Source organism: Lacticaseibacillus casei DSM 20011 = JCM 1134 = ATCC 393 (assembly GCF_000829055.1).
Taxonomy (GTDB): Bacteria; Bacillota; Bacilli; order Lactobacillales; family Lactobacillaceae; genus Lacticaseibacillus; species Lacticaseibacillus casei.
This window is the reverse complement of the sequence record NZ_AP012544.1, coordinates 1,848,887-1,872,485: the sequence shown is the minus strand read 5'-3', so window position 1 is coordinate 1,872,485 and position 23,599 is coordinate 1,848,887. Positions and strand designations below refer to the sequence as shown.

At 47.5% G+C, this 23,599-nt stretch carries 16 protein-coding genes and 2 pseudogenes; 13 read left to right on the top strand and 5 right to left on the bottom strand.

The features are described from left to right. Positions 1-287 precede the first annotated feature (287 nt). The 6 genes from LBCZ_RS09195 to LBCZ_RS09170 all read left to right on the top strand — a co-directional run bounded on the left by LBCZ_RS09195 (position 288) and on the right by LBCZ_RS09170 (position 6,500). Complete coding sequence (locus tag LBCZ_RS09195) at positions 288-1,253, top strand: glycosyltransferase family 2 protein (RefSeq protein WP_025013847.1); 966 nt, start codon at positions 288-290, stop codon at positions 1,251-1,253. A 48-nt stretch (positions 1,254-1,301) separates the two neighbouring features. After that, the gene (locus LBCZ_RS09190; protein ID WP_025013848.1) at positions 1,302-2,438 is read left to right on the top strand and encodes a glycosyltransferase; all 1,137 of its coding nucleotides are present in this window, start codon (positions 1,302-1,304) and stop codon (positions 2,436-2,438) included. Positions 2,439-2,452: 14 nt separating this feature from the next. After that, positions 2,453-3,892 carry an O-unit flippase-like protein gene (wzx, locus tag LBCZ_RS09185; protein WP_025013849.1) on the top strand — a complete coding sequence of 480 codons (1,440 nt, stop codon included), beginning with the start codon at positions 2,453-2,455 and terminating at the stop codon, positions 3,890-3,892. Between the two features lie 86 nt (positions 3,893-3,978). Then, entirely contained in the window at positions 3,979-4,671 is a 693-nt protein-coding gene (locus tag LBCZ_RS09180) for a YveK family protein (RefSeq protein ID WP_025013850.1), read from the top strand. Between the two features lie 62 nt (positions 4,672-4,733). Beyond that, entirely contained in the window at positions 4,734-5,369 is a 636-nt protein-coding gene (locus LBCZ_RS09175) for a CpsD/CapB family tyrosine-protein kinase (RefSeq protein ID WP_039639211.1), read from the top strand. 81 nt (positions 5,370-5,450) lie between these two features. Then, on the top strand, positions 5,451-6,500 hold the full coding sequence (locus LBCZ_RS09170) for an EpsG family protein (protein ID WP_025013852.1): 1,050 nt from the start codon (positions 5,451-5,453) through the stop codon (positions 6,498-6,500). 158 nt (positions 6,501-6,658) lie between these two features. On the opposite strand, the gene LBCZ_RS09165 is transcribed toward LBCZ_RS09170, so the two are convergent. After that, a complete protein-coding gene (locus tag LBCZ_RS09165; protein WP_010620018.1) occupies positions 6,659-7,711 on the bottom strand; it encodes an IS30 family transposase in 1,053 nt (350 codons plus the stop codon). A 309-nt stretch (positions 7,712-8,020) separates the two neighbouring features. On the opposite strand from LBCZ_RS09165, the gene LBCZ_RS09160 reads away from it, so the two are divergent. Continuing rightward, on the top strand, positions 8,021-10,345 hold the full coding sequence (locus tag LBCZ_RS09160) for an LTA synthase family protein (RefSeq protein WP_025013437.1): 2,325 nt from the start codon (positions 8,021-8,023) through the stop codon (positions 10,343-10,345). A gap of 135 nt (positions 10,346-10,480) precedes the next feature. Then, positions 10,481-11,461, top strand: coding sequence for a polysaccharide deacetylase family protein (locus tag LBCZ_RS09155; RefSeq protein WP_025013438.1), 981 nt, complete (start codon positions 10,481-10,483; stop codon positions 11,459-11,461). Positions 11,462-11,577: 116 nt separating this feature from the next. Here the strand turns inward: LBCZ_RS09155 and hflX are convergent, their stop codons facing one another. The 3 genes from hflX to LBCZ_RS09140 all read right to left on the bottom strand — a co-directional run bounded on the left by hflX (position 11,578) and on the right by LBCZ_RS09140 (position 15,902). Then, a complete protein-coding gene (gene hflX / locus LBCZ_RS09150) occupies positions 11,578-12,873 on the bottom strand; it encodes a GTPase HflX (RefSeq protein ID WP_032958906.1) in 1,296 nt (431 codons plus the stop codon). A 194-nt stretch (positions 12,874-13,067) separates the two neighbouring features. Continuing rightward, entirely contained in the window at positions 13,068-13,949 is an 882-nt protein-coding gene (locus tag LBCZ_RS09145) for a diacylglycerol/lipid kinase family protein (RefSeq protein WP_025013440.1), read from the bottom strand. 282 nt (positions 13,950-14,231) lie between these two features. Next, complete coding sequence (locus tag LBCZ_RS09140) at positions 14,232-15,902, bottom strand: APC family permease (protein WP_025013441.1); 1,671 nt, start codon at positions 15,900-15,902, stop codon at positions 14,232-14,234. Between the two features lie 300 nt (positions 15,903-16,202). Between LBCZ_RS09140 and LBCZ_RS09135 the strand changes: the two are divergent. The 3 genes and pseudogenes from LBCZ_RS09135 to rhaD all read left to right on the top strand — a co-directional run bounded on the left by LBCZ_RS09135 (position 16,203) and on the right by rhaD (position 20,057). Then, positions 16,203-16,964 (top strand): annotated as a pseudogene (locus tag LBCZ_RS09135) (ABC transporter ATP-binding protein). Between the two features lie 12 nt (positions 16,965-16,976). After that, positions 16,977-18,785 (top strand): annotated as a pseudogene (locus LBCZ_RS09130) (FtsX-like permease family protein). A gap of 378 nt (positions 18,786-19,163) precedes the next feature. Further along, positions 19,164-20,057, top strand: a complete 894-nt coding sequence (gene rhaD / locus LBCZ_RS09125; protein ID WP_025013442.1) for a rhamnulose-1-phosphate aldolase — start codon at positions 19,164-19,166, stop codon at positions 20,055-20,057. 400 nt (positions 20,058-20,457) lie between these two features. On the opposite strand, the gene LBCZ_RS09120 is transcribed toward rhaD, so the two are convergent. Continuing rightward, on the bottom strand, positions 20,458-21,123 hold the full coding sequence (locus LBCZ_RS09120; RefSeq protein WP_025013443.1) for a histidine phosphatase family protein: 666 nt from the start codon (positions 21,121-21,123) through the stop codon (positions 20,458-20,460). A gap of 160 nt (positions 21,124-21,283) precedes the next feature. Here LBCZ_RS09120 and hemH point away from each other — a divergent pair, with 160 nt between their 5' ends. Then, positions 21,284-22,252 (top strand): ferrochelatase, encoded by a 969-nt coding sequence (gene hemH, locus LBCZ_RS09115; protein ID WP_025013444.1) that lies wholly within the window; start codon positions 21,284-21,286, stop codon positions 22,250-22,252. Beyond that, positions 22,236-23,591, top strand: a complete 1,356-nt coding sequence (locus tag LBCZ_RS09110; RefSeq protein WP_025013445.1) for an Nramp family divalent metal transporter — start codon at positions 22,236-22,238, stop codon at positions 23,589-23,591. Before hemH ends, LBCZ_RS09110 begins: the two co-directional genes overlap by 17 nt. Positions 23,592-23,599 lie beyond the last annotated feature (8 nt).

Genomic DNA, 23,599 nt, shown 5'->3' with positions numbered 1-23,599 from the left:
TACCATAATCACTGTTTGGTTTAAGGAGAGATCAACTTGAAGACGAGAGTGTTTTCATGGGAATACCGTTAAAAATCATTGGGTGAGACGAAGACAGCAAGTTTGTCTAAGAAGGGATGCTAACCTGTGGTATAATGCTCGGGAAAGTCACGAGCTATTTTGGCAGTGTCGTTACTGCCAGTGTACACGGCTTTATTTTTATGGCGTCATTTGACACTATGCGTTTGGCCAATGCCAGTCACATGGTCATCAACTCAAAGACGCTAGAACAATCAACGGAGGGCAGTATGAACTACCAACTGAGTATCGTCATTCCGGTATTTAATAGTGAAGCGTATTTACCGCGCCTTTTTAAAAGTTTAGGTACAATTCCGCCAAGCGTGGAAGTTGTGCTCGTTAATAATGGTTCTACCGATAATAGCGCTAGGCTGCTTCAGCGTTACCATGAAAGCCACGCGAATAGTTCATTGATTGATGAAGTCCATGGCGGTGTCGCATTTGCGCGTAATGCTGGTCTTGAACGGGCCCACGGTCAATATATCTGGTTTGTGGACGCTGATGATACACTTCGGCCCAACGCCATCAATAGAATTCTAAAAGTTATTAATGACATTGATTTTGACCTACTGATTTTTGACTATCGTTCATTAACTGAGCAGGATGCCGCTTCACCTGACGATCAAGTGCCAAAGACTGCGCAGAAGGCCGATTTAGCTGCAGTTCTCCATGAAATGCTGACTGGAGCGCATGATCCGATTGGAGGCTTTCCGCATAACAAGATTTTTGCAAGGAGTCTAATTGGAGCAGATCGTTTCCCCGATTTTAAATCTGCCGAAGATATGGCTTTTTTTGTCCCGATTTTGTTTCGTGCCAAGCATATTTACCGATTACACAAAACTTTGTATGATTACTATCAGCATGCCAATTCCATTGTGCATAAAATCAGGGCAGACAAACTGATAGATTATGCTAAGGTTATGGATTTGGTTGAACAGCGACTTCGTTCAAATGGCACAGCTCCTAAGAACGATGTTGATGAGTACATACTCCGCAGGCGGCTGTCGATTTATTTTCAAAATCTTGCCGAAGCAAAGGATCCATGGGTTAAGAAGCATATTCGCAAAAAAATGAAGCAGTACTCTTGGAAACAACTGCTATCATTCAGCCACGACAAAAAATTGATGGTCAAAATATTACTATATAAATTCAGAATATTAGATGTTTTCCCGTTCTTGTTAAAATACTTCTATTAGACAGATACTGCTTGCTGGGAGAATAAAGTGAACGGATCAGGAGGAACCATGAAGATATTGTTTGTGTCGACCGGACACGTCGATGACGATTCAAGATTACTAAAGGAGAGTGCGGCGCTGCAAGCCGCTGGGCATGACGTTACGATTCTTGGCTGGCGCGAAGACCCGCATGGCCGAATGACGACAGATACCTTTGAATTCGATGGTCAGCGTCTGAAGGCAATCTTCACGGGCATCAAGCTGTCGTATTCTTTTAAATATTTTAAGGTTTACGCATTTATGCGGTTTGAGGCCTTTTTGTATCGTTGGCTTCGTAAGCATTTACGCGAGTATGACGCGGTTCAGGCATGTAATGTGCATACGGGATATGTGACGGCCAAGGTCGTAGCGAAGACCAAAACTAAATTTGTTTATGATATCTTTGACTATGCGCCTGACACGAGAAACTATCCGGGATGGTATCGCAAAATGGTCGTTCATTGGGAAAATGTAGCGATGGCGACAGCCGATTGGACGTTAATTTGTTCGGAGGATCGCCGCCGCCAAATTGAACCGGCCAAGCCGAAAAATTTGGCAGTGATCTATAATTCACCGTTAGATAGTCCTATTGCAGCAGATGCCGAGAAATTTGATCCGGCGCAAAAGAATTTTAAAATCGTCTATATTGGCGGGCTGAGTCCATATAGGTGTCTGCCAGAACTATTAGGCGCGGTTGAGGCAAATCCGGCATTATCCTTGACTGTGGCCGGTCAGGGTCAATATCAGGAGATGTTTGCCGACGCCGCAAAACGCACATCACGAATTGACTATTTAGGCGTTGTGCCCTATGAAAAGGTGAATGGCATCGAGAAGACAGCGGATATTTTGGTCGCGCTCTATGATCCGGTGCTTAAGAATCACCTATATGCTTCTCCGAATAAATTTTTTGAAGCTATGGAACTTGGCAAGCCGCTGTTAATGGTCGAGAAATCCGGCATGTCAAATTGGTTAACCAAGTATGGTTTTGGGGCTGTTTGTGGAACCTCTGAGAAGAGCATTGGTGCTGGTCTCCAGCAACTGATCGATAAGCGTCAGGACTGGGCCAAAGAAGCTAATCTGATGCGCAATATCTATCAAAAAGAGTTTGCGTGGCCGCTGATGCAACAGCGGTTACGCCACATTTATGCAAGTTTTGAAACTAAGTGAAATGAGGAAACGAGTTGCCAAATCGGTTTGAAGTGACCAGAAAAAGTATTGTATGGAGTTATGCGGGGACCATTTTTTCGATGGCAAGCAATTTTCTCCTACTGCCGATCATCTTTCATTTCCTTAATCCTCAAGAGATTGGCTATTGGTATTTAATTTTAAGTATCAACGGTCTCATCGCGTTGTTTGATTTTGGATTTGACCCAGCATTTGCCCGCAACATTGCGTATATTTGGTCTGGTGCGAAAACATTAAAATCGCGCGGAGTTGATAAGGAACATGATCACACAGTTGTGAACTACCACTTGCTGGCTTCGACAATTCACGCTGCCAGGGCTATTTACATGATTCTTGCGATTGTTGCTGTTGTCTTAGTCGGCATCTTCGGCACGATCTACATGAACGCTTTTGTGTTCAGTAAATTACCTGCCGCCGAATATAAGTGGACTTGGCTGGTTTTCTGTTTCTCGCTTTTCCTTAATTTGTATTTTGGCTACTTTTCGGCATTGCTCCGCGGCTCCGGCAAAATCGACTCAGTCAACAAAGCGCAGGTATTTTCCCGTTCATTACAGATTCTGCTGACGCTTGGTGGCTTCCTAGTCTACCCGTCGATTTTGTCGCCGGTCATCGGCTTGGTTATGTATGGCATTATTTTTCGAACGATCTGCAGTCATTTTTACTGGCAGGATGATGAGGTGCGGGCTCATCGCAAAGAGCTTAAATCGCCAATGAACTGGCACGAAATTAAAGAAATCTTTCTGTTCATTTGGCCGAACACTTGGCGCGACGGCTTGGTCAGCATGTCGAATTATGTCACCTCCCAAGGTATGTCACTAATGGCAGGTGCGTTCTTGCCGCTGTCGGTGACAGGTGTTTATTCGGTCGGCGTCCAGTTTGCTTCGGCTATCGGAACAGCTTCTTCAGCAATCAACGGGGCATATAATCCGATTTTGCAATCAAACTTTGTTAAGCAGGATTTTGATTCGATCCGAGAGAAAACATCGAAAGCGGTCGCTGCTTATGTTTGGCTTTTTGGCATTGCCTCTGTTGGAACCTTGTTAGTGATCTTCCCGCTACTGAAGTTGATAAAGCCTGAATCAGTTCCGACGTTACAGGTGTTTTTGCCGTTAATCCTTTACTATTTTCTTTACCAGCAACACTCAGTGCATGCATCATATATTGCTAATGCCAATATTATTCCGTACACAAAAGCATTTCTCATCTCGGCTGGTGTTAACTTAGTCGGGTTATGGCTCGGTCTCAAGCTGACCGGCGGGAATATTTATTTCCTGCTTTTCTTCCCGATTCTGGTTCAGGGGCTGTACAACAACTGGCGATGGCCAACATATTACTATAAGATGATTGATAGTACGCTATTGGCCTCCATCAAACGAGGTACGATTGCGTGGGGAAAAACCTTTGCAAATTTCTTTAAATCCGGTTCAAACGTATGACTTTTCCTGTCGCTGCGGTATGATAAAAACGCAGCAGACATGGCCGATATCTGTTGATCAAGAAATGAGTTTATGATGGAGGAATCATGGATAACTTATTGAGTATGAAAGAACTAATGGTTTCGCTTCGCAAGAATTGGTGGCTGGCACTTTGCACCTTATTGGTGGGTGCTGTGTTAGCTGGTGCTTTTGCTTTTGGAATGATGAAGCCTTCCTATTCGTCGACGGCGCTAACCGTCATCAATCAGCAAAAAAACAACACCGAGTCCCTTAGCCAGATGCTGAACCAGAATCAATATGATTCGGAGCTGCTGGCCACTGGCAAATCCCTTTTTAAAACAGCTGCAGTTTTTGATGAGGCCTCAACGCAGCTAGCACAAAAAGACCATCTCAATATCACAAGTGGTGATCTTCAAAAGCAGGTTAAAGTTGACAATGAAGACAATTCAAGAGCCTTCTCAATTCATGCAACATCTAAACATGCCAAGGATGCTGCTTTGATCGCAAATGAAGTTGCAGCTGCTTTTCAAAAGACAGTCGGTACGATCACCAACCACACGGACACGGTGACCATTTTGGCAAAGGCGACGCCGAGTGATGTGGCAGCCGGTACGAAACCGGTTGTTTTGGTTGTGATTGGCGCAATAATCGGCTTTTTGGTTGGGTTAGCCTGGATTGTTCTCAGAGAAATCAAACAGGCAACGATCAAGACTAAAGAAACGCTTGTACAGGTCGCCAAAGCACCTGTTCTTGGGGTTATTTCTGCTAAGAAACTGTAAGCTTTGCAGTCGTTGATATTGCTATGTTGACTTGAGCACATCCAATTTTGAAGGAGTTTTCCATGACAAACGAACTTGCACATCAATTTGTTAGTGATACATCCGTTTCTAGTCAGGAGTTTCGGACGCTTAGAAACAACCTGTCATTACAGACGAGTCGTCACGATGTCTCTGTTTTGCTGATCACCTCTGCCACTGCTGGTGAAGGTAAGTCCTATGTTACGGCGAATCTTGCTGCTAGTTTTGCAGTGGAAGGGAAGCGGACGTTGCTGGTTGAAGGTAATCTGCATCGCCCAATTTTGGCAGCGGTTTTTGATCTTCAGCCTAATAAAGGTCTTTCATCCTTGATAGGCGCAGACGCCGCATCAGTTAAAGCTTATGATTTGATTATAGAAACCAAGATTCAAAAGTTAACGGTTGCACCTGCAGGCGAATCCCTTGCCGATCCGGCAACGTTGTTGGCTGGTTCAGCATTCAAAGCATTCCTTGATCAAGTTAAAGATAAATTTGATGTCGTCTTGATTGATGGGCCGGCGATGGCAGACGCGAGTGAAGCAGGACTTATTGCGGAACTTGCTAATGGCGTCGTAGTTGTTGCGAAGGCTGATGGGCCATCGAAGCGTGATGTCGCGCAAACGATCGCACAGGTTCGACAACTACCGGCAGCCTTAATCGGGACTGTGTTGAATCAGGCCTAGTGTCGAAACTTGGAAGAGAAACGGCTTCACCGCCGAAACTATGAGACGCTGGGTGCATAAAGGCAATAGGAGAATGATGTTGTGGCTTTTTATTTAGGTCTCTTTGCAATTATGATCATTTTCATGCTACTCGGACGTGTCACAATGTCGTCTGTCTGGGCATGGCTAGGTGTTATAATGCTCACGCTGGTTGCCGGATTACGCTATGAAACCGGTAACGATTTTTTGCCATACAAGACCATTTATGCAGGTGATTATTCGGCAGGGCAGGTTGAACCTGGATTTTTGCTTTTACGAAATATTTTTAACGGATTGCATGCCCCTTTTTGGCTTTTTTTACTGGCATGGGCAACAGTGACCTTAGTGCTGTTTTATTTCTTTGCAAGGGAATATTTCCGTCCGGCAATCATTCCGATTGCTTACTACATGAGCCGCTTTTTCTTCATGCGGGATATGGGACAGATTCGGGCTTCGCTTGTCTGCGTGACCTGTATGCTGGCATTAAAGTTTGTATATGACGAGAAGCCGCTTCCTTTTGTACTGATTGTTGGCTTGTCGGCTACGATCCATATTTCAGCGTTGTTCTTCTTGTTAATTTACCCATTCTGGTTACTGTTCCGTAAAATCAACTTTAAATGGGTGATCGGATTCTTAGCCCTTGGTGCAGCTGTGGGCTTCGTTGCACCTAAGATTCTGAGTGTCATTATTGTCCACACGTTACCGAGATATGCACCTTATGTGACAAACGCGAGTTATCTCTCGTCGGGTTTATTTGATCCGGTGACGCTCATGCAGGTATTGATCTGCGTCACAGGATTCTATATCTTAAAGCGTGGTATGATTGCGGATACCTTAATTGGCGGAAGCGCTAAGTTTAAATTCTTGATGATTGTATACTTATTTGCCACCCTGACGCTGTTGTCACTTTCGCAGTTATCAACCATTGGGGGCCGTCTGTCGACTATTGGTACAACGACCGAGACGATTGTGCTGCCAACGATTGTGTTTTCGATTATGCCAAAACGGACGCGGACTTTGGCGATGGTTGGTGTGTGCGGTGTGATCTTCGTCCTCATTTTCTTAATCAGTGGGGCCTATAAGACGTTTATTCCTTACCAGATGGCGTTTTAGTGGCTTATCAGAAACGGTTGCCTTTAAGAAAGGTAATCGTTTTTTTGTGTTTTCAAAAATAATATTTTAGACGTAAATTGCAAGAACAAGTTAGCCAGTCGTTGAAGGACAATCCCAGAACAGGCCGTTATCAAATAGAAGTTGTGGCGCTAGAGAGACTACTGGGCCATGCGGCGAACGCGCCGAGCTTCGGCCTCAAAGTTTTGCTGGGGTGTGCAGTAGCCCTGTTGTTTGCGAGGCAACTGATTCAAGCGGTCTTGCGTGGCCTGCACTTGACTAGGGCTAATGTCATCTAGGGACATGCCCTTAGGGAAGTCCTGGCGGATCATCCGGTTATGTGCCTCGTTGGTGCCACGGTCGCAGGACGTGTAAGGATGGGCGTAGAAGATCTCAGTTTCCGTCCCAGCAAAAGCAGTATTTAAGGCGGTGAACTCGGGTCCGTTGTCGGCTGTGATGGTCTTGATGCAAGCTCCCCATTCGCGCTTGATTCCACGCAATGCATAGCTCACAGAGTCTGCATCTCGTCCTTCGATCAAGCGGAGAAGTTGGCAACGGGTCTTGCGCTCAATCAGAGTCAAGATGACGCTCTCCTTGCCATTGCGTTTACCGACAATGGTATCCATCTCCCAGTGACCGAACTGCCTGCGTCGTTCAACGACCTTAGGCCGTTCCTCGATACTGCGGCCAGCCAGGCGCTTAGCCTTGGTGTGGTGCTGGTGAGAGGTCTTCCGCTTAGTCTTCTCCAACAGGTCGATATTTCGAATCTCTAGGCGTTGGTCGTCAATGTACTGGTACAAAGTCGAGGCACAAACAAGCTCTTCAGGAGTAAACAGCTTGTGTCGCTTGGCATAGCCGATCGAAGCATCCGGCGACCATTTGTCCTGCTTAGCTCGCTGTACGTACCAGGCTAAGAAGACCTGTACGCTGGCGAACTTGTCAGGACGATGGCAGCTCAAGCGTGCAGTCTCGTAACGTGCCTGAGCAGCCTCTGGCAGGTATTGTCGATGGTAGACGCGCTTGCCATTACTCTTCTTGACCTGATCTACTGTACCTCGCTTGATTTCATTATTAATGGTCTGCGGGCAGACGCCAATTTCAGCAGCAATCCAACGATTGGACTTCCCAGCTTGGCGGAATCCGGCCACTTTTCCGCGCTCGAGTGATGTTAAGTGCTGACCTTTTTGGCGGTGTGTGCTATCCTGTTTCTGCATCAAGACAATATCCTCTTCCATTGTTTGTGTAGGAACTTCAATGATACAGGATATCTGTTCTTGATGTTTTTTATTGTCCAAAAAATTTTGAGACAGTGGCTAACTTGATTCTAAAATGCGCGATAATATTTTAGATAGCGGAGCGCCCGAGGTTTTCTGTGTGTCTGAACGTTTTGTCGTTTTTGGATAAGTCGGGTGGGCCAAGATGAACATGATATGATTATTTTCATATACTGTCTACGCTTCTTTTATAAACTTATTTATAAAGGCCGCTGGGGGACGGCCGTCTTTTATGGGAGGTTCTTGTAAGTGATTGATCTGGATACGCGTTTCAATCGATTAAATGTTAAAACTGCGATGCTTACCTTTTACTTGCGCTATAAGCCGTGGCGATTCTGGATTGTCTTTCCCATGCTAATCAACAGGTTGCTTTTTTGGTTGCATCGGTTAGACGAACTGGATTATCAGGTCAAATACTGGCGCTATTTCATAAATGAACCATTGCCGGAAAAAAGGTGGCGACAATTTGGCAGACGTTTAAGCAACTGCAGTCGACGTCGTGTCAAAGCTACTACTTTTATTGTTGCCGATGTGCCGGTATTCATGTTGAATTGGCTAGTACCAGATTCACGCATCGTTGGTTTGGATATTGATGAGAAAGGCTTATGCTTACCAAAAGCCCGAACGCTCAGTGCTAAAATAGCTTTTTTACAGCCGGAATCGTTAGTTGTGTCGCCGCGTTTTTTTAAAACGTTCGTGCACCATACATCGTTTGAGAATAAAACCCGAATCTATGCAAATCAGCATTTCTTTACCAGTTTTAAAGGCTTCAACCGTTATCAAACTGTTCTGTTTTTAAGAAATGTGGTGGCTTTATTTGCTATGGCAGCCTTCACTGCTGTGGTCACGATTTATATGGCTTCAGCCGCCTATAACCTCGATCTCACTAATGTTGTCTTTAAGAGCCTGCGTTTAATTTTATTAAACATTCTGCCTATTTTTGGTTTCATGCTGATAGGATATTTGCTATTTAATCGCGTAACAATCGCAATTCTTGTGGGGCAGGTTCCAGCGATCGTCGTTGCGCTCGTTAACTATTTTATGTTGCAATATCGCGATTATCCATTTGAGTATTCGGATATCTCGTTGGCGTCAGAGGCTAGTAACATGGGTTCAAGATACAGCTATATTCCACCTGTCAAATACTTTTTGGTTATAGCTGTTTTGTTGATTCTGGCAGTAATTGTAGGTCGTTTTTTGAAAACAACAACGCTTCGCTGGTGGGTTCGCCTGCTAACGCTGGGGTTGGTGTTTATAAGCTCCGTATTTATGATGAATCATTATTATCTAGTCGATGATTACTACACTTTAGCTAACAACGATCCTTGGGGGCCAGACGCCGATCGGTATGTCGTCAATGGTTATATGTTCTCGTTCATTCATTCGGTCAAAAATGACTGGGTGATTGTGCCAGAAGGTTATAATGCCGCCACTGCAAAGAAGGCATTGAGCGCTTATCAGTACCAAGATATCCCTGCAGATAAACGGCTCAATGTGATAACGATTCAGTTGGAAGCTTTTCAAGATTTTTCGAAATGGTCAGATTTGGAAATTGATCCCTCTGTTTATGCTGGACTTCATCAGGTGGCCTCTGAAGGAATGGCAGGTCAACTAACAACAACCATCTTTGGTGGTGGCACTGTTGATACTGAACGTAAGGTATTGACCGGTTTTTCTGAACTAAGCCCAATCAATGGCATGACCAATTCTTTTGTTCAGTATTTTAATGAACAAAAATATGTCACTAGATTTATGCATCCTGGCGACGCATGGTTCTACAACCGGCAGAATATCGACCGCTATCTGGGCTTTCAAAAGACATTGTTCAGGGATAACTACTATGACCAACATGTTGCTGACGTCGATGTTGTTCCTGACACGAAGGTTTTCAATGATCTGGTCAAACAACTGAAAAAGGTGAATGCGAGTGGTAAGCAGTTCTTCAATCAAACTGTGACCATGCAAAATCATGGCCCGTATTCAACCGAGTTCGATGGTAATTCCTTGTTGCCGTGGAAGAAAGGATACAACAAAGACGATTATGCCATCATCAACAATTATCTGACCGGCGTTAAAGAGACATCAGATGCACTTCTAAAGCTGACAAATAAACTTGATCGGTTAAATCAACCCGTGGTTCTGGCATTTTGGGGGGATCACAACCCGTGGGGCGGTGACCAAAATTCGACTTACAAAATGCTTGGCATTAATCTAAAACAATCTACCCAAGAAGGCTATGAGAATTACTACAACACGCCTTATGTGATGTGGGCTAATGAAGCGGCAAAGAAAATAATGGCGAAAGACTTTTCGGGTACAGGCCCAACCATCAGTCCAATGTACGTATTGCCCGAAATCTTTACCCATGCCTGGTGGAAAGGTTCGCAGTACATGCAGGTTTTGCAGAATCTTGAGGGACAGGTTCCGGTATTTGGTCAGAAGAATCATTATATGATCAATGGCAAGCTGACTACCAAGCCAGGGAAGAGCCAGAAAAAGGCCATTAAAAAGTTTGACGATATTCAATACTACATGAAGTCGAATTATATGATGAATCAAAAGCAGCTCAAGTGATTTTTGGCTAAACTCGCGGTTAAAGTGAAAATCCGATGATCTCACTATTAAAATCCAGCCCTCCGCTACCCCATACCCCCAAGCTTCATGGTAAACTCAAAACCGGATATCGTTTAAAAGATAGGCGGGGTAAACATGAAAAACAGCTTCAAATGGCAGTGGTGGTTGGTCGTTCTCGGTTTGACGTTGATTGTAGCGGGTGCGCTCTGCGTTAAGTCATTGGTGGACCGGCATGCAGCTGAGGCGCGGTCACGCCAGGCGAGTCATGAACGTGCTGTGTCCTCCAGCATCAGCACATCTAAGGCGCAAGCATCCTCTCGGCAGGCATCTTCAAGTAGACAGCGAAAAGCAGCGGAACAAGCTGAACGAGAACAAGCTTCAGCTGAATCGCCGTCAAACATCGGTCAAGCGCACATCCCTGCCGCCAACGTCTACGCCTATCCAGTCGCCGAAGTTAAAAAAGAAATGACGGCACCTTATACCAGCAACATCAAGAAGAAAGTGGTGTTTTTAACCTTCGATGACGGTCCGAACGCGGTCAATTCGCCGCAGGTTCTGAACATCCTTAATCAAGCAGGTGTTCATGCCACATTCTTTGTGGTGGGTCGCCAGCTTTCGCCTGAGACGGCACCGGTGTTGAAGGCAGAATATGGTGCCGGCAATAGCATCGGGTTGCACAGCATGACGCACAATTACAATTTGCTTTATCCGGGACGAACCGGCACCGCTTCGGTTATTGAGAATGAGGCTAAAACGGAGCAGGCAGCGGTGAAGCAGGTGTTAGGCGCTGATTTTGAGACGCATCTGTGGCGTTATCCCGGTGGCCATTTTAGCTGGAAGGGATTGGCAGCGGCTGATACTGGTTTGACCCAGCTAGGGCTTGATTGGGTGGATTGGAATGCGGCGGTCGGTGATGCGTTGAGTCCGGCGCAGGAACCGAAAACGGAATCGGCGATGTTGCAATACCATTTGCGCTCGTTAGCGGTTTATCCGACCAGTAACGTGCGGGTCGTGTTGATGCATGATGCTATCGGGAAGGACATGACCTTGAAGACGCTGCCGAAGATTATTGATTATTACCGCAGTAACGGGTATGAATTTGGCGTTTTGTCATAGTACTTTGCGAACCATAAAAGACTGATGAACGCAATTAAAAAGAGCCTCGCCAAGCAGCTTGAACATTCAAGCAGCAATAGCGAGACTCTTTTCATATTCTATTTAACTCAGGTGCTTCAAACTTCTTCCTTAACCGCGAACTTAGCCAGCTTACCCTTCTGAACCGAGTTGACGACCGCGGTGATACGAGTGCCGTCTTCCGTGTAGTCAGTGGCTTTAACGACAGTTTCTTGATTCAGATAGTTGACAAGTTGGCCTTGATCGAAGGGGATCAGGTACGTGTGTTCTTCATCTTGGCCAAATAAATCAGCTTTGATGAGTTGCGTGAGTGCCTGAAGCGAGCGCTTGTCGCGGGCCGAGTAAATGAGGCGTTGGCCGGTGACTTCCGGATACCGCGTGCCTTCACGTAGATCGGCTTTGTTGTAGGCTTCGATCATTGGGATGTTGTGGATGCCAACTTCCTTGAGGGTTTTCTCGGTGATGGCCATCATTTCCGGATAGTTCTCGTCGGAGTAGTCGACAACCTGAATGAGCAGGTCGGCGTTGGCGGCTTCTGCCAAGGTGGCTTTGAAGCTGTCGATCAGGTTATGCGGCAGTTTGGAGACGAAGCCGACTGTGTCGCTGAGCAAGAACTTGCGATTATCTGGCAAGGTGATTTGCCGCACGCTGGTGTCTAGCGTTGCAAATAGCATGTCCTTTTCAAAGACCTGCTTGTCTTCCGGACGATCAGCGAAGAGTTGCAGGAGTCCGTTCATCGTGGTGCTTTTACCGGCATTGGTGTAGCCAACCAAGGCAACCACTGGAATCGCGTTGTCTTCGCGCCGAGCACGGCGAACCTGGTCGCCAACGCTGGCTTCTTTGAGTTCCTGACGCAGGTGGCTAATGCGCTTGTTGAGTACACGACGATCAAGTTCCAGTTGCGTCTCGCCGGAGCCACGAGTGGCAAAACCGGCACCGCCACCGGCCTGCTGATCGAGACGATTAGCGCTAGGATGCAGGCGCGGCAAGGCGTATTGCAGTTGGGCAATTTCGACTTGCGTTTTGGCTGCTTTACTACGCGCCCGGTCAGCAAAAATATCGAGAATCAGCTGCGTGCGGTCGATGACGTGCAGTTTGGTTTGCTTCTCGAGGTTGCGCAGCTGCGACGGTGAGAGTTCATCGTTAATGACCACCGTGGTGGCGTCACGAACATTGGCGAGCTCGCGGATTTCTTCGACTTTGCCGGTGCCAAAATAAGTGGCAGCGACGGCCCGATCAAGGTTCTGCCGGACCTCGCCGACAACCGTATAGTTATCGGCCCTGGCCAATTCGCCAAGTTCGGTCATGGTGTAATCAAAATCGGCTTGCTGGCGGGAAATGCCTGCGATCAAAACGTTTTCAGAGGTTACTTCATTGGATATTTGTTCAGTCATAAATTCCTTTCATAGATCCGGGCGTCATCGCCGCGGATCGGTGCTAACGGATCATCAGTCATGGTGCAACCTTGCGTAACCGCATGGCGATTCACCCCTTTCATTTGAATAAGACTAGTGTAACACGCGGTATTTTAGCTGGCGAGCGAATTGCGTTGCGAAAAGTTTTGTTTGCAGTTATACGCGTCGTTCGTTTATTTAAGTGGCGGCGCCAGCACCTGAATATGATCAGCAATCACGGCGAGCTTCAGCGGGGTCTTCGCACTCGGATCGCCATCAACGCGGCTTTGCAGGGTTTTAGGTGCCTGGATCGTGAGCTGTTCAGTCTTAAAATAGGTCATGCCCGGAAATTTCTGAAAGTTGCCGGTGATGAAGTAAGGGATTGCGAGCAGCGAACGCCACCAAGCCAGTTTAGGCGCGATGAAGACATGTAGATGGCCGTCATCAGGCGTCGCATCCGGAACGGCATTGGTGAAACCACCAACTGAATTGGTCATGGTCACCAGCAGAAATTGGGTGTCCTTTTTCCATTGGTGATGGGCGGTATCTAGTTGCAACTGCCAGTGCTGGTGCTGTGCCAGAACTTTAAAGCCTTTTAGTAAGTAGATGATGGGACCGAAGTGGCGTTTTTCTTTTTGCGTGACCGATAGCGCGGCATTGGCCAAAACGCCAAGCGTCAGCGTACTGACCATATAGCGATCATTGACCTGCGCGATGTCGAGCGGCTGGGGTTTGGCTTCGAGGATGTTCTTGATAGCCAGAGGTAATAGTAAGGGGATATGCAGCACCTTGGCTAGGTTGTTGACCGTTCCTTCTGGCAAAATGCCTAGGATTGGCGGTTGTTGTCGTGGCGCTAGGCCGGCGACGACTTGATTAATCGTGCCATCGCCGCCAACTGCAACGACAACATCCGAGTGGGCCCGGGCAGCAAACTCACGGGCATCATCGGCATTTTTTGTGGGCTTCATCGTGACCAGCCGCTGGCGATCTTCGAGTTTCGCTTTGAGCACTTCTGCCGCTGTTGGGCCTTTGGCGTGACCCGAAGCAGGATTATAAATGATCGTGTAGCTAAGCATAGCAGCCTCCTACTTATCAAGACATGTGACAATTGTTAAAAGAAATGGCATCATCACAAATTAAAAGCAATATCATTCTTTACTATTAATCTTATCACGCCGCGTCAGTGATCACCGTGTTGACAGCTAAATCAGTGGAAACCATCATAACAGCGAGCAAGCCTTGCTGCCCCAAATGTCTGACGGGCAAGCAATCAGATTAAAAAACTCCGAAGATACGGAATTGTCTCCGGAGCATGATTTTTTAAAGTTGTTTGCACTTAAAAAGGTCGGCAAGCAGTTTTACGCTTCGTCGTCCGGTGTCGCCAACAGTTGATGCCGTCCGTTTGCCGTGACTTTGATCACCACAGCAGCAATGGCCAGATCAACAGCAATAATAATGGCCCACTGAATGACCGGCGTTAAGTGGTTAAGCAAGTTGACATGCATGCCATAGGTTGCAGCTGCAATCAGCCCAACCAGACTAAGCGCCGTAAAGACGAGCCAGGTATTGCGACTGAAGGCGAGGCCACTGACAGCATTACGCTGACGCTTGGCAATCCACGGCATCAAGACGCCGAGCGCCACCATCCCGATTGGCACCACAATGTTCAGCACCAGCATCAAGGCAAAAGTATCAGCCGTCGCATCGGTCGGGAAGAAGCCGAGGGTTCCTAGCAGAAAAGTGATGCCAAGCATCCAGATACCGACAACCAAGCCGACTTTACGATTCTTGAGGAACGTATAATCCGGCGTCGGGAAGCGATCCTGATGCAGGCGAACCATCGTGTAGGACCAGAATAGGAAGCAGGTTGACAAGGGACTCACAATGCCATTGAGGTTCAATAACCAGTTGAAAATATCGTTGATTTTCGGCAGCAAAGCACCCAATGCCATGATCAACGCGCAGAGAATCGTCGTCATCCAGTACCCGTTAATCGGCAAGCCGTCTTCGTTCATTTTGGTTAACTGTCGCGGCATGAAGCGTTTGGCAACATCGGACAGGAAGACGCGGGTGGAAGCATCCAGAATCACCGCCAGTTGGGCGAGCATGTAAATGCCTTGGACCACGGCGAAAAGATACATGAGACTGTTGCCGAGGCCGAATTGGCGACCGATCGCCTGGAACGCATAGTAGGAACCGTTCATTTTCAAATCATTCGGCAGGTGATGGGCGTTGAAGTAGACCCCTAGTGAGAAGGTGCCGAATAAGGTTAGAAACATGGTCATAATGGCAATCATTTTCAGCGCCTTAGGGAAGTCACGCGCAGGATGGCGCATGTCCTTGGTGTAAGGCGCGGCGAGTTCCGAACCGTTCATGGCAAAAACGAACAAGCCAAAAGTCGACAGGAAACTCAGCGAGAAGAAATCTTTGGGGATGAAAGCCTTGAAATCAAACGGACGGGTGGCGATCGGCGCACCCTTGGACAGGCCGATAAACGTCATCACCACAAACAAAATGGTCATGATAAACATGGCGCCGCCGCCAATGGTTGACATAATTTCAAGACTTTTATTTTTGAAGAAGTGCTGGAGCCAGATAAAGATCACGAAGATAACCGCGGTGAGAATACCGAACCACGCATTGCCAAGGTTGGCTTGAATATTACCATTGCCGTTGGTGATCCAGCCAAATGAGATGACGACGGAATTGGCAACGTCCACTACGTAAGGCAGGCCGGTAATCCAGTAGAACCACGCGGCGTAGTAGCCAACCGTATCGCCATTGGTCTCGCGCATCCAGCTGGTGATCCCGCCGCCATGTTCGGAAAAAGTCGATCCCATGTGCGCCACAATCAGGTTGTACGGGATGACATAAAAGAAGGTCATGATGATCCAGCTCGTGAAGGCGACTAAGCCTTGGTTCTGGAAGTTATAGATGATGTCGTCAAACCCAATGACAGTCACAAAATCCATGAGGCCGACAACCATCCAGGGAATATATTGTTTCTGTGGTTTTTCTAAATCGTTCATATAAAACGAACTCCTTTGCTAGGTTGAGTGCTGAACCAACTGCGAACCTAGACCCGGAGCTTTGTTGCGAAATTTTCCCACGACGAACCAACTTTCATAAGTATTTTCATGAATCAATAGTGATTATAGCAAGGATTCGGGGCTTTTTGGTGGAAAAAGTAAAGAAAAGCTAATGGAACTAACAAACCCGTTAGTTTTCAAAGGCCAACTGTTAGCGCATGGACAGGAAAAATCGATTAATAACTACTATTATTAAATTAATCAAGTAAGCGCCGTGACTTGGCGAATGGAGGGTGCATCATGGCTAAACAACAACCAATTGTCCCCGTTGAAAATGTGACCAAGACTTATGGTAAACGCGGGGAGAAGCAGACTCCTGCGTTAAAAGGTGTCAGTTTTGAAGTTGAACCGGGAGAATTTGTCGGCATTATGGGCGCTTCCGGCTCAGGGAAAACCACCCTATTAAATATTTTGAGTACGCTCGACACCTCGACATCTGGTTCCGTTCGGATTAAGGGGGATCACGTGACTAAGCTTAAAGGTAACGCCTTGTCTGATTTTCGGGCGAAACGCATCGGCTTTATTTTTCAGGACTTCAACTTGCTGGAGAATCTGACCGGACGGGAAAACATTGCACTGCCGCTGGCGTTGCAGAACGTGAGCGCCAAGAAGTAGACCGAAGCGGTGGATAAAATTGCGCAGACACTGGGCATCGAACCGGTGCTGGATCATTACCCGACCGAGCTTTCCGATGGGCAAAAGCAACGGGTGGCGGCAGCGCGGGCATTGGTTCAGCAGCCGGATATTCTGTTTGGCGATGAGCCGACAGGAGCGCTGGATTCCACGGCGGCCCGTGAGTTGTTGGATACCATGGCCCATTTGAATCGGGATGAAGGCGTGTCGATTTTGCTAGTGACGCATGATCCGTTTTCGGCTAGTTATGCCAGTCGGATTTTGTTTATCAAAGACGGGCAGATCGGTTCTGAACTGAAACATGGTGACAAAAGCCAAGAAGCCTTTTATCAGGAGATTCTTGAGACACTCGGAACATTCCAGAAGTAGGAGGCGAAAATGATGTTAACAAAGCTCGCACTTGGCGGTTTAAAGAACCGTTTTCGGGATTATGCGGTGCTATTTTCTGGCTTGGTAATTGCCAGCGCCGTGTTTTATATGTTTATGGCATTAGCCACCAACACCAGCTTTTTGACGAAAAATTCTCCGATTAGCGTTACGCCGTTTATCTTCGGGTTCGGTGCTGTTTTACTGGCGATCATTACGTTGGTTTATATCGTGTATGCCAATAGTTTTCTGCTTAGTATGCGGCAGCGCGATTATGCCATGTTTATGATGCTGGGCGCAAAAGGCCGCAAAATCGGCCAGCTGGTTTTTCTTGAAACCGTTGTGATCGGTTTGCTCGCTACGATTGCCGGTATTGCGATTGGGATGGTCGGCACGACCTTTATCGGCCAATGGTTAATCAAAACGTTACATGCCCCGGCCACCGGTTTTTCCGCGATCTGGTTGCCGGCGATTTTATGGACGCTGGGCTTCTTTATCGTTTTGTTTGTTTTTTCCGCAATCTACAATGCCAGGAAATTATTGAAAACGCCAATGATGGCATTGTTACATCAAGCCCAGACACCTAATCGGATCAAGCAGCGCAAGACCACTTTCGCCATTCAGATTGTGCTCGGATTGGTGTTGCTGGCGATTGGTTACTATAGCATGGCTAACATTGCCGTTTTCCAGTTAATGGCGATTCCGATAGCGCTAGTAACGATCGTGGCGGGGACGTATTTCTTGTTTAATTCCGTGTTTGTGGCGTTGATTAGTCTCATGAAACGCAACAAGAAATTCGCAGCTGAGCAGTTGCATACCTTCACGTTATCGCAGCTAAGTTTTCGAATTCGTGATTATACCCGGATTCTATCGGTCGTGTCGATTTTGTTCGCGTTGGCGTTAGGCGCGATTACGGTCGGACTTGGTTTTACCCATGACATTCCGATGTTGGTCAATCAAACCACGGTTTACGATGTGACGGTGACATCACCAAACGCCGCAACCCGCGCGGAGGTCAATAAGTTACAAGGTGTCACCGCCAAACATCAGTACACGCTCAAGTCGGATGCCAAAACGGTTCACATCAGCAAAGCGGCGATTGATGCTCATCCGTTGGAAATCAAAGCGAATGACAAAGGACTCAACGCGCCTGCCGTTAAAATTACCAGCCGCAACTTCGATCGGGTTATCGAACGTTACCCAACTGCTTTTGGCGTGTTCATCGGCAATAATCGCGGCAAGCAATTAAAAGTGGCAGACGTTGCGACATTTGCCAAACTCGGGAACGCACAAACGCTGACGACGATCAAAGTCAAAGATTTTAACCAGAATTATGATACGATTCAAAAAATTGTGACCATGTAGCAACATCAATATCCGCGGCTTGGCAATAGTAACACCGATCAAAAGATTGCCTTCTATGACATCATTAATGGCATGTATTCTGGGCTTGCATTCATGGGCTTCTTCCTGGGCATTGCGTTCTTGGCGATGCTGGCGTCCACGCTCATGTTCAAAATCCTCTCTGGCGCCAACTATGATCAAAGCCGTTATCTCATGCTGCAAAAAATCGGTGCCCGTCCGCAAGCACTACGCCGTTCCATTCGCCAGGAAATCGGCGCACTGTTCCTGCTGCCGGGATTGGTCGGCATTGTGCACGTCTTATTCGGGCTTCAGATGTTTAAGACCCTGCTAAGTCAACCTTACGCGAATTTGTTAGTCCCGTTTGGCTTGTTCATCGTCTTGTACGGTCTTTATTATTTGGCCACTGTTTGGATCTATCAGAGCATTGTCATTAACAAGGATTTGGCGGCTAAAGCTTAAACAGAAAATTATGTCACGGTATAGCTCTTAAAGCATCAAGCAAAATCAGTCCGGTCGCTTCGGGCTGATTTTTATTTTCGCCGAACACCTTTTATGATCATTCGAACCAGCCTCCGTTGACATCACGATCTAGCCTCCCGATATGTATATCTGTTCCGTTTTGGCCGTTTTGATGCGTACATTTGGTCTGGTCGAGCGCTTACATTGCTTCGTAAAATAGGGGTTGTAAGAAAGATAAAGAACAAATCAAACCGAGAGTGCTACTGGTTCAGTGCGGTTGGCCGTTTCTGACAAGGGTCGAGACGGATCATCTGTTTATTTGTCACTGTTTTCATAAGCAATCGGGGCGATGACCATAAGGAAAGAAGGAACGTTTTCATGGCAGATTCAAAAAAGGATTTCTTGAATCCCGAATATACGCAGGCGTTTATTGATTCACCATTTGTTCAACAAATGCAAAAGGTGACCTGGAACCTTTATCAACATGGCTGGGACGAGCGTAACGGCGGCAATGTCAGCTATCGGTTGACCGAACAGGAAGTTAGTCAGTATGGTGATGTGCATGAAGTGAAGCGCAACATCCCGATCAAGTTCGATGCCAGCGAATTGGCCGGCCAATACTTCTTGGTAACCGGCACTGGTCGCTACTTCAAGAATGTTAAGGACTTCCCGGAAAGTGACACAGGGCTTGTTCGCATCGCCGAAGACGGCCACAGTGTTGACTTATTGTGGGGCTTTTCCGATGGCGGCCAGCCAACCAGTGAGTTCCCGGCACATTTGATGACTCACATCCAGCGGCTCAAGAAGGATCCTAACCAGCGCGTTGTCATGCATTGCCATCCAACCAACACGATTGCCATGACCTTCACGTTGCCATGGAAAGAGAAGCTCTTCAGCCGGATCTTCTGGAAGATGCAGGCTGAATCGATTGTTGTCTTCCCTGAAGGTGTCGGCGTTTTGCCATACATGACCCCGGGCACGAATGAAATCGGTCAGGCAACCGCTGAAAAAATGGTCACCTACCGCATCGTTTTGTGGCCATTACACGGTATCTTCGGCGCAGGCGATTCCATTGATGAAACCTATGGCTTGATTGAAACTATTGAAAAGGCCGCAACCATCTACACCGCAATCCAGGCGCAAGGCGGCAAGTTCGTCAACGAGATTACCGATGAAAACCTGGAGCAATTGGCACAACGCTTTGACTTAACCCCGAATCCGGAATTCATCCACGGCGATTCGTTGATTAAGGAAAAGGAATTGGTACACTAGTCGTAACTAGTATGTTTGCCAGTTGAAACGTGAAAAGACCACGCAGTCAATTTTGACGTGCGTGGTCTTTTTGAATGTTAGGATGTTCCGTGTCGTGCCAAACTGCGCAATCTCCGGCGGTTTGGGGCTGGAACGTGGTGGGCACGACTTAGAGCCTCTGCAAACCCGGCAGAGTCTCTAAGCTCGGCCCTTGTTGTAGGCGGGGCAAAATCCGCCCCACCAACAACAATGTCACCACTGAGCCCCAAACCGCCTCCGATTGCTCCGCATTGGCACTGTGCATTAATAATTCAACATATTATCTTCTAGTACAAGACACATCAATTTAAACAATACTGGAAATTGATGTGTCTCGTGCTGATAAGTGTAAATCAAGGCAAACTCCGTTACTGAAAAACAATCAAGCCTCAAACTCGTTATAACTCAAGATTTTAATTCCCGTGTCGGTCAGCAGAATCTTGCTAATCGACCCATTACGCGGCGAGTCGGTGACCACGAAGCCGTCGTTTTTGCCGAACTTGTCGACAATGCTGCGGATAGTGGTGCCGTGGCTGACCATGAGTACCTTGTCGCCTTCCTTGTTTTCGGACCGCAACTGGCGGAAGCCTTTCATAAGCCGGGTCCAGTAAGTCCGCGCGTCTTCGGCTTCATGGAATGGATCGGCATCGTGCATGAAATCCTTTGAGGCATCGACGCCATATTGTTCCAGAATTTCGGGATACGTCTTTGCCCCATGCGGAAAGCCGACCATGTACCAGGTTTGGCCGGAATCCTCGCCTTCAAAATAGCCGTAAAACTGCTCCCGGAAAAATGGCGTAACTGTCAGCGGAATCTTGCCAGTTAGATTCTTGCTTAAAATCAAATCAGCTGTTCGCGTTGCCCGCATCGTGTCACTGCAATAAGCATGGGTAAATGCGACATTGCGCAAAATAATGCCAGTGTTAGTGCCGTCTTTGATTCCGTTTTCGGTCAGTGGTGAATCGCACCAACCTTGCATTTTATTGAAATGATTGAACCATGTTTGGCCGTGACGCACCAGATAAACGGTAATACCCTTCGTAGCCATCCTGCTGCCTCCTCGAAAGTTTACTTCTAAAGATAGTTTAGCATAGAAACACGAGGAGGTTAGCTTTGAACGAATGGTTATAGGCAAGAAAACGCCCTCAGAAGAACGCGCACTGTGTTATTCTTAATTTATGATTTTGACGCATGATGGGGGCAGTAAAATGGCAACAGGGTTGTTAATTGTAAATCTGGGTTCGCCGGTTTCGCCGAGTACGCGGGATGTGCGCCGGTATTTGCAGGAATTCTTAAGTGATCAGAATGTCATCACGATGCCTAAAATGTTGTGGCAACCGATTTTACGCGGTTTCATTCTGCCTTTTCGCAGTTGGCGATCAGCGACCTTTTATCAGCATGAATGGACCAAAGCCGGATCACCGTTGATTGCCTATACGCAGGTGACACGCGATCGTTTGCGAAAGAAGTTGCCGGATTGGGATGTTCAAATGGCGATGACTTATGGCGGTGAATACCCCATTGGCGAGACGTTGCAGAATATGGCGGCGCGCGGGGATCATCCGATTGTGGTCATTCCGTTGTTTCCCGAGTATACGCAAAGCACGACGAAGACCATTTTGGACAAAGTGGCAGCGTCCGGGGTTAAGACGCTGGTCATTGATCAATTCTATGATCAACCGGCTTATTTGCAATTGCTGGCGCAGCAACTGGACGACGCCTACAGCCAAGATGACTATGACACCGTGATCCTGAGTTACCACGGGATTCCAACATCCATGGTGCGCCACGGTGATCCTTATCAGCAAGCCTGTGAAGCCACGACTGCAGGCGTTAAACGCTATTTAAAGAAAGTACCACAGGAGAAGGTCGAAATGTGTTACCAGTCCAAATTTGGCCCGGTCCCGTGGTTAAAACCTTATTTGCGCAACCGTTTGATGGCGTTAGCGGCGTTGGGCAAGCGGCGGGTACTGGTGACCACGCCGAGCTTTGTGGCAGATTGTCTGGAGACCTTGGAAGAAAATGACGTCCAAAACTACCAGACATTTCGGGCCAATGGCGGCAAAGTCTTTAAATCAGTGCGACCGATGAATGGGTGTGCACCGTTTTGTGACATACTGGCATCGCTTGCAAAGGAAAAAGTTGCAGCGGAGGCCCAAGATGATGAAACAAGATGACCGACTGCGGGCGCAACAGGCCAAGCGCAGTCTAGATGACATTAATCGTAGTGTGCAGGTGCCGGGCGTTTACGAAACTTCTTTTTTCCAAAAGTTTCTGGCTTATAGCGGTCCCGGTGCGCTGGTGGCGGTTGGCTACATGGATCCGGGAAACTGGCTGACGGCGTTGGAAGGCGGCAGTAAGTATCGTTATGCGTTGCTGTCAGTGTTGTTGATGACGATTTTAGTTGCGATGTTTATGCAGAGTCTGTCAATCAAACTCGGGGTTGTCGCGCGGCTGGATCTGGCGCAGGCGATTGCCGCCTTTGTGCCAAAATGGGCGCGGATTTGCCTGTGGCTGATCAATGAAGCGGCGATGATGGCGACGGATATGACCGGCGTTGTGGGGACTGCCATTGCGCTGAAGTTGCTGTTCGGCCTGCCTTTGATGTGGGGTATGTTGCTGACAATTGCCGATGTGCTGGTTGTTTTGTTCTTCTTGCGTTTTGGCATTCGGCGCATTGAACTGATCGTGTTGGTCTCGATTTTGACGGTGGGCATTATTTTCGGCATTGAAGTGCTGCGGGCACATCCATCAGTCGGCGGGATCGTTGGTGGTTTTGTACCGCATAGGGAGATTTTAACGAATCATGGGATGCTGGTGCTTAGCCTGGGAATTATGGGCGCGACGATTATGCTGCACAATATTTACCTGCATTCCTCGCTAGCGCAAAGTCGCAGGTACGATGAACATATTCCGGCGCAGGTGACCGAGGCGCTGCGGTTTGGCAAGTGGGACTCCAACGTGCATCTCGTGGCGGCGTTCTTGATCAATGCGTTGTTGCTGGTGTTAGGTGCAACGCTGTTTTATGGCGTTGGTGGCCACGTGACGGCATTTCAAGGTGTGTATAACGGTTTGAAAAATCCGGCCATTGTCGGCGGTCTTGCCAGTCCGATCATGAGCACCCTGTTCGCGTTTGCCTTACTGATTACCGGATTAATTAGCTCGATTGCTAGCACCTTAGCCGGGCAGATTGTGATGGAAGGCTACCTTAACATTCAGATGCCACTGTGGGAACGACGCTTGCTGACATGGGCAGTGACCTTGATTCCAATCATGATCATCGGCTTCATCATGGGATTTAGCGAGCATAACTTTGAACAAGTGATTGTTTACGCACAGGTGGCTTTAAGCATCGCGCTGCCGTTTACGCTCTTTCCATTGGTCGCCTTAACCGATCGGCGCAATTTGATGGGAGATCACGTCAATTCATCGGGAGTCCGCTGGGTCGGGTATTTGCTGACTGGGTTGATCACGTTCCTCAATCTGCAGCTGATTGTGTCTGTCTTTGTGCCGTGACACAATTA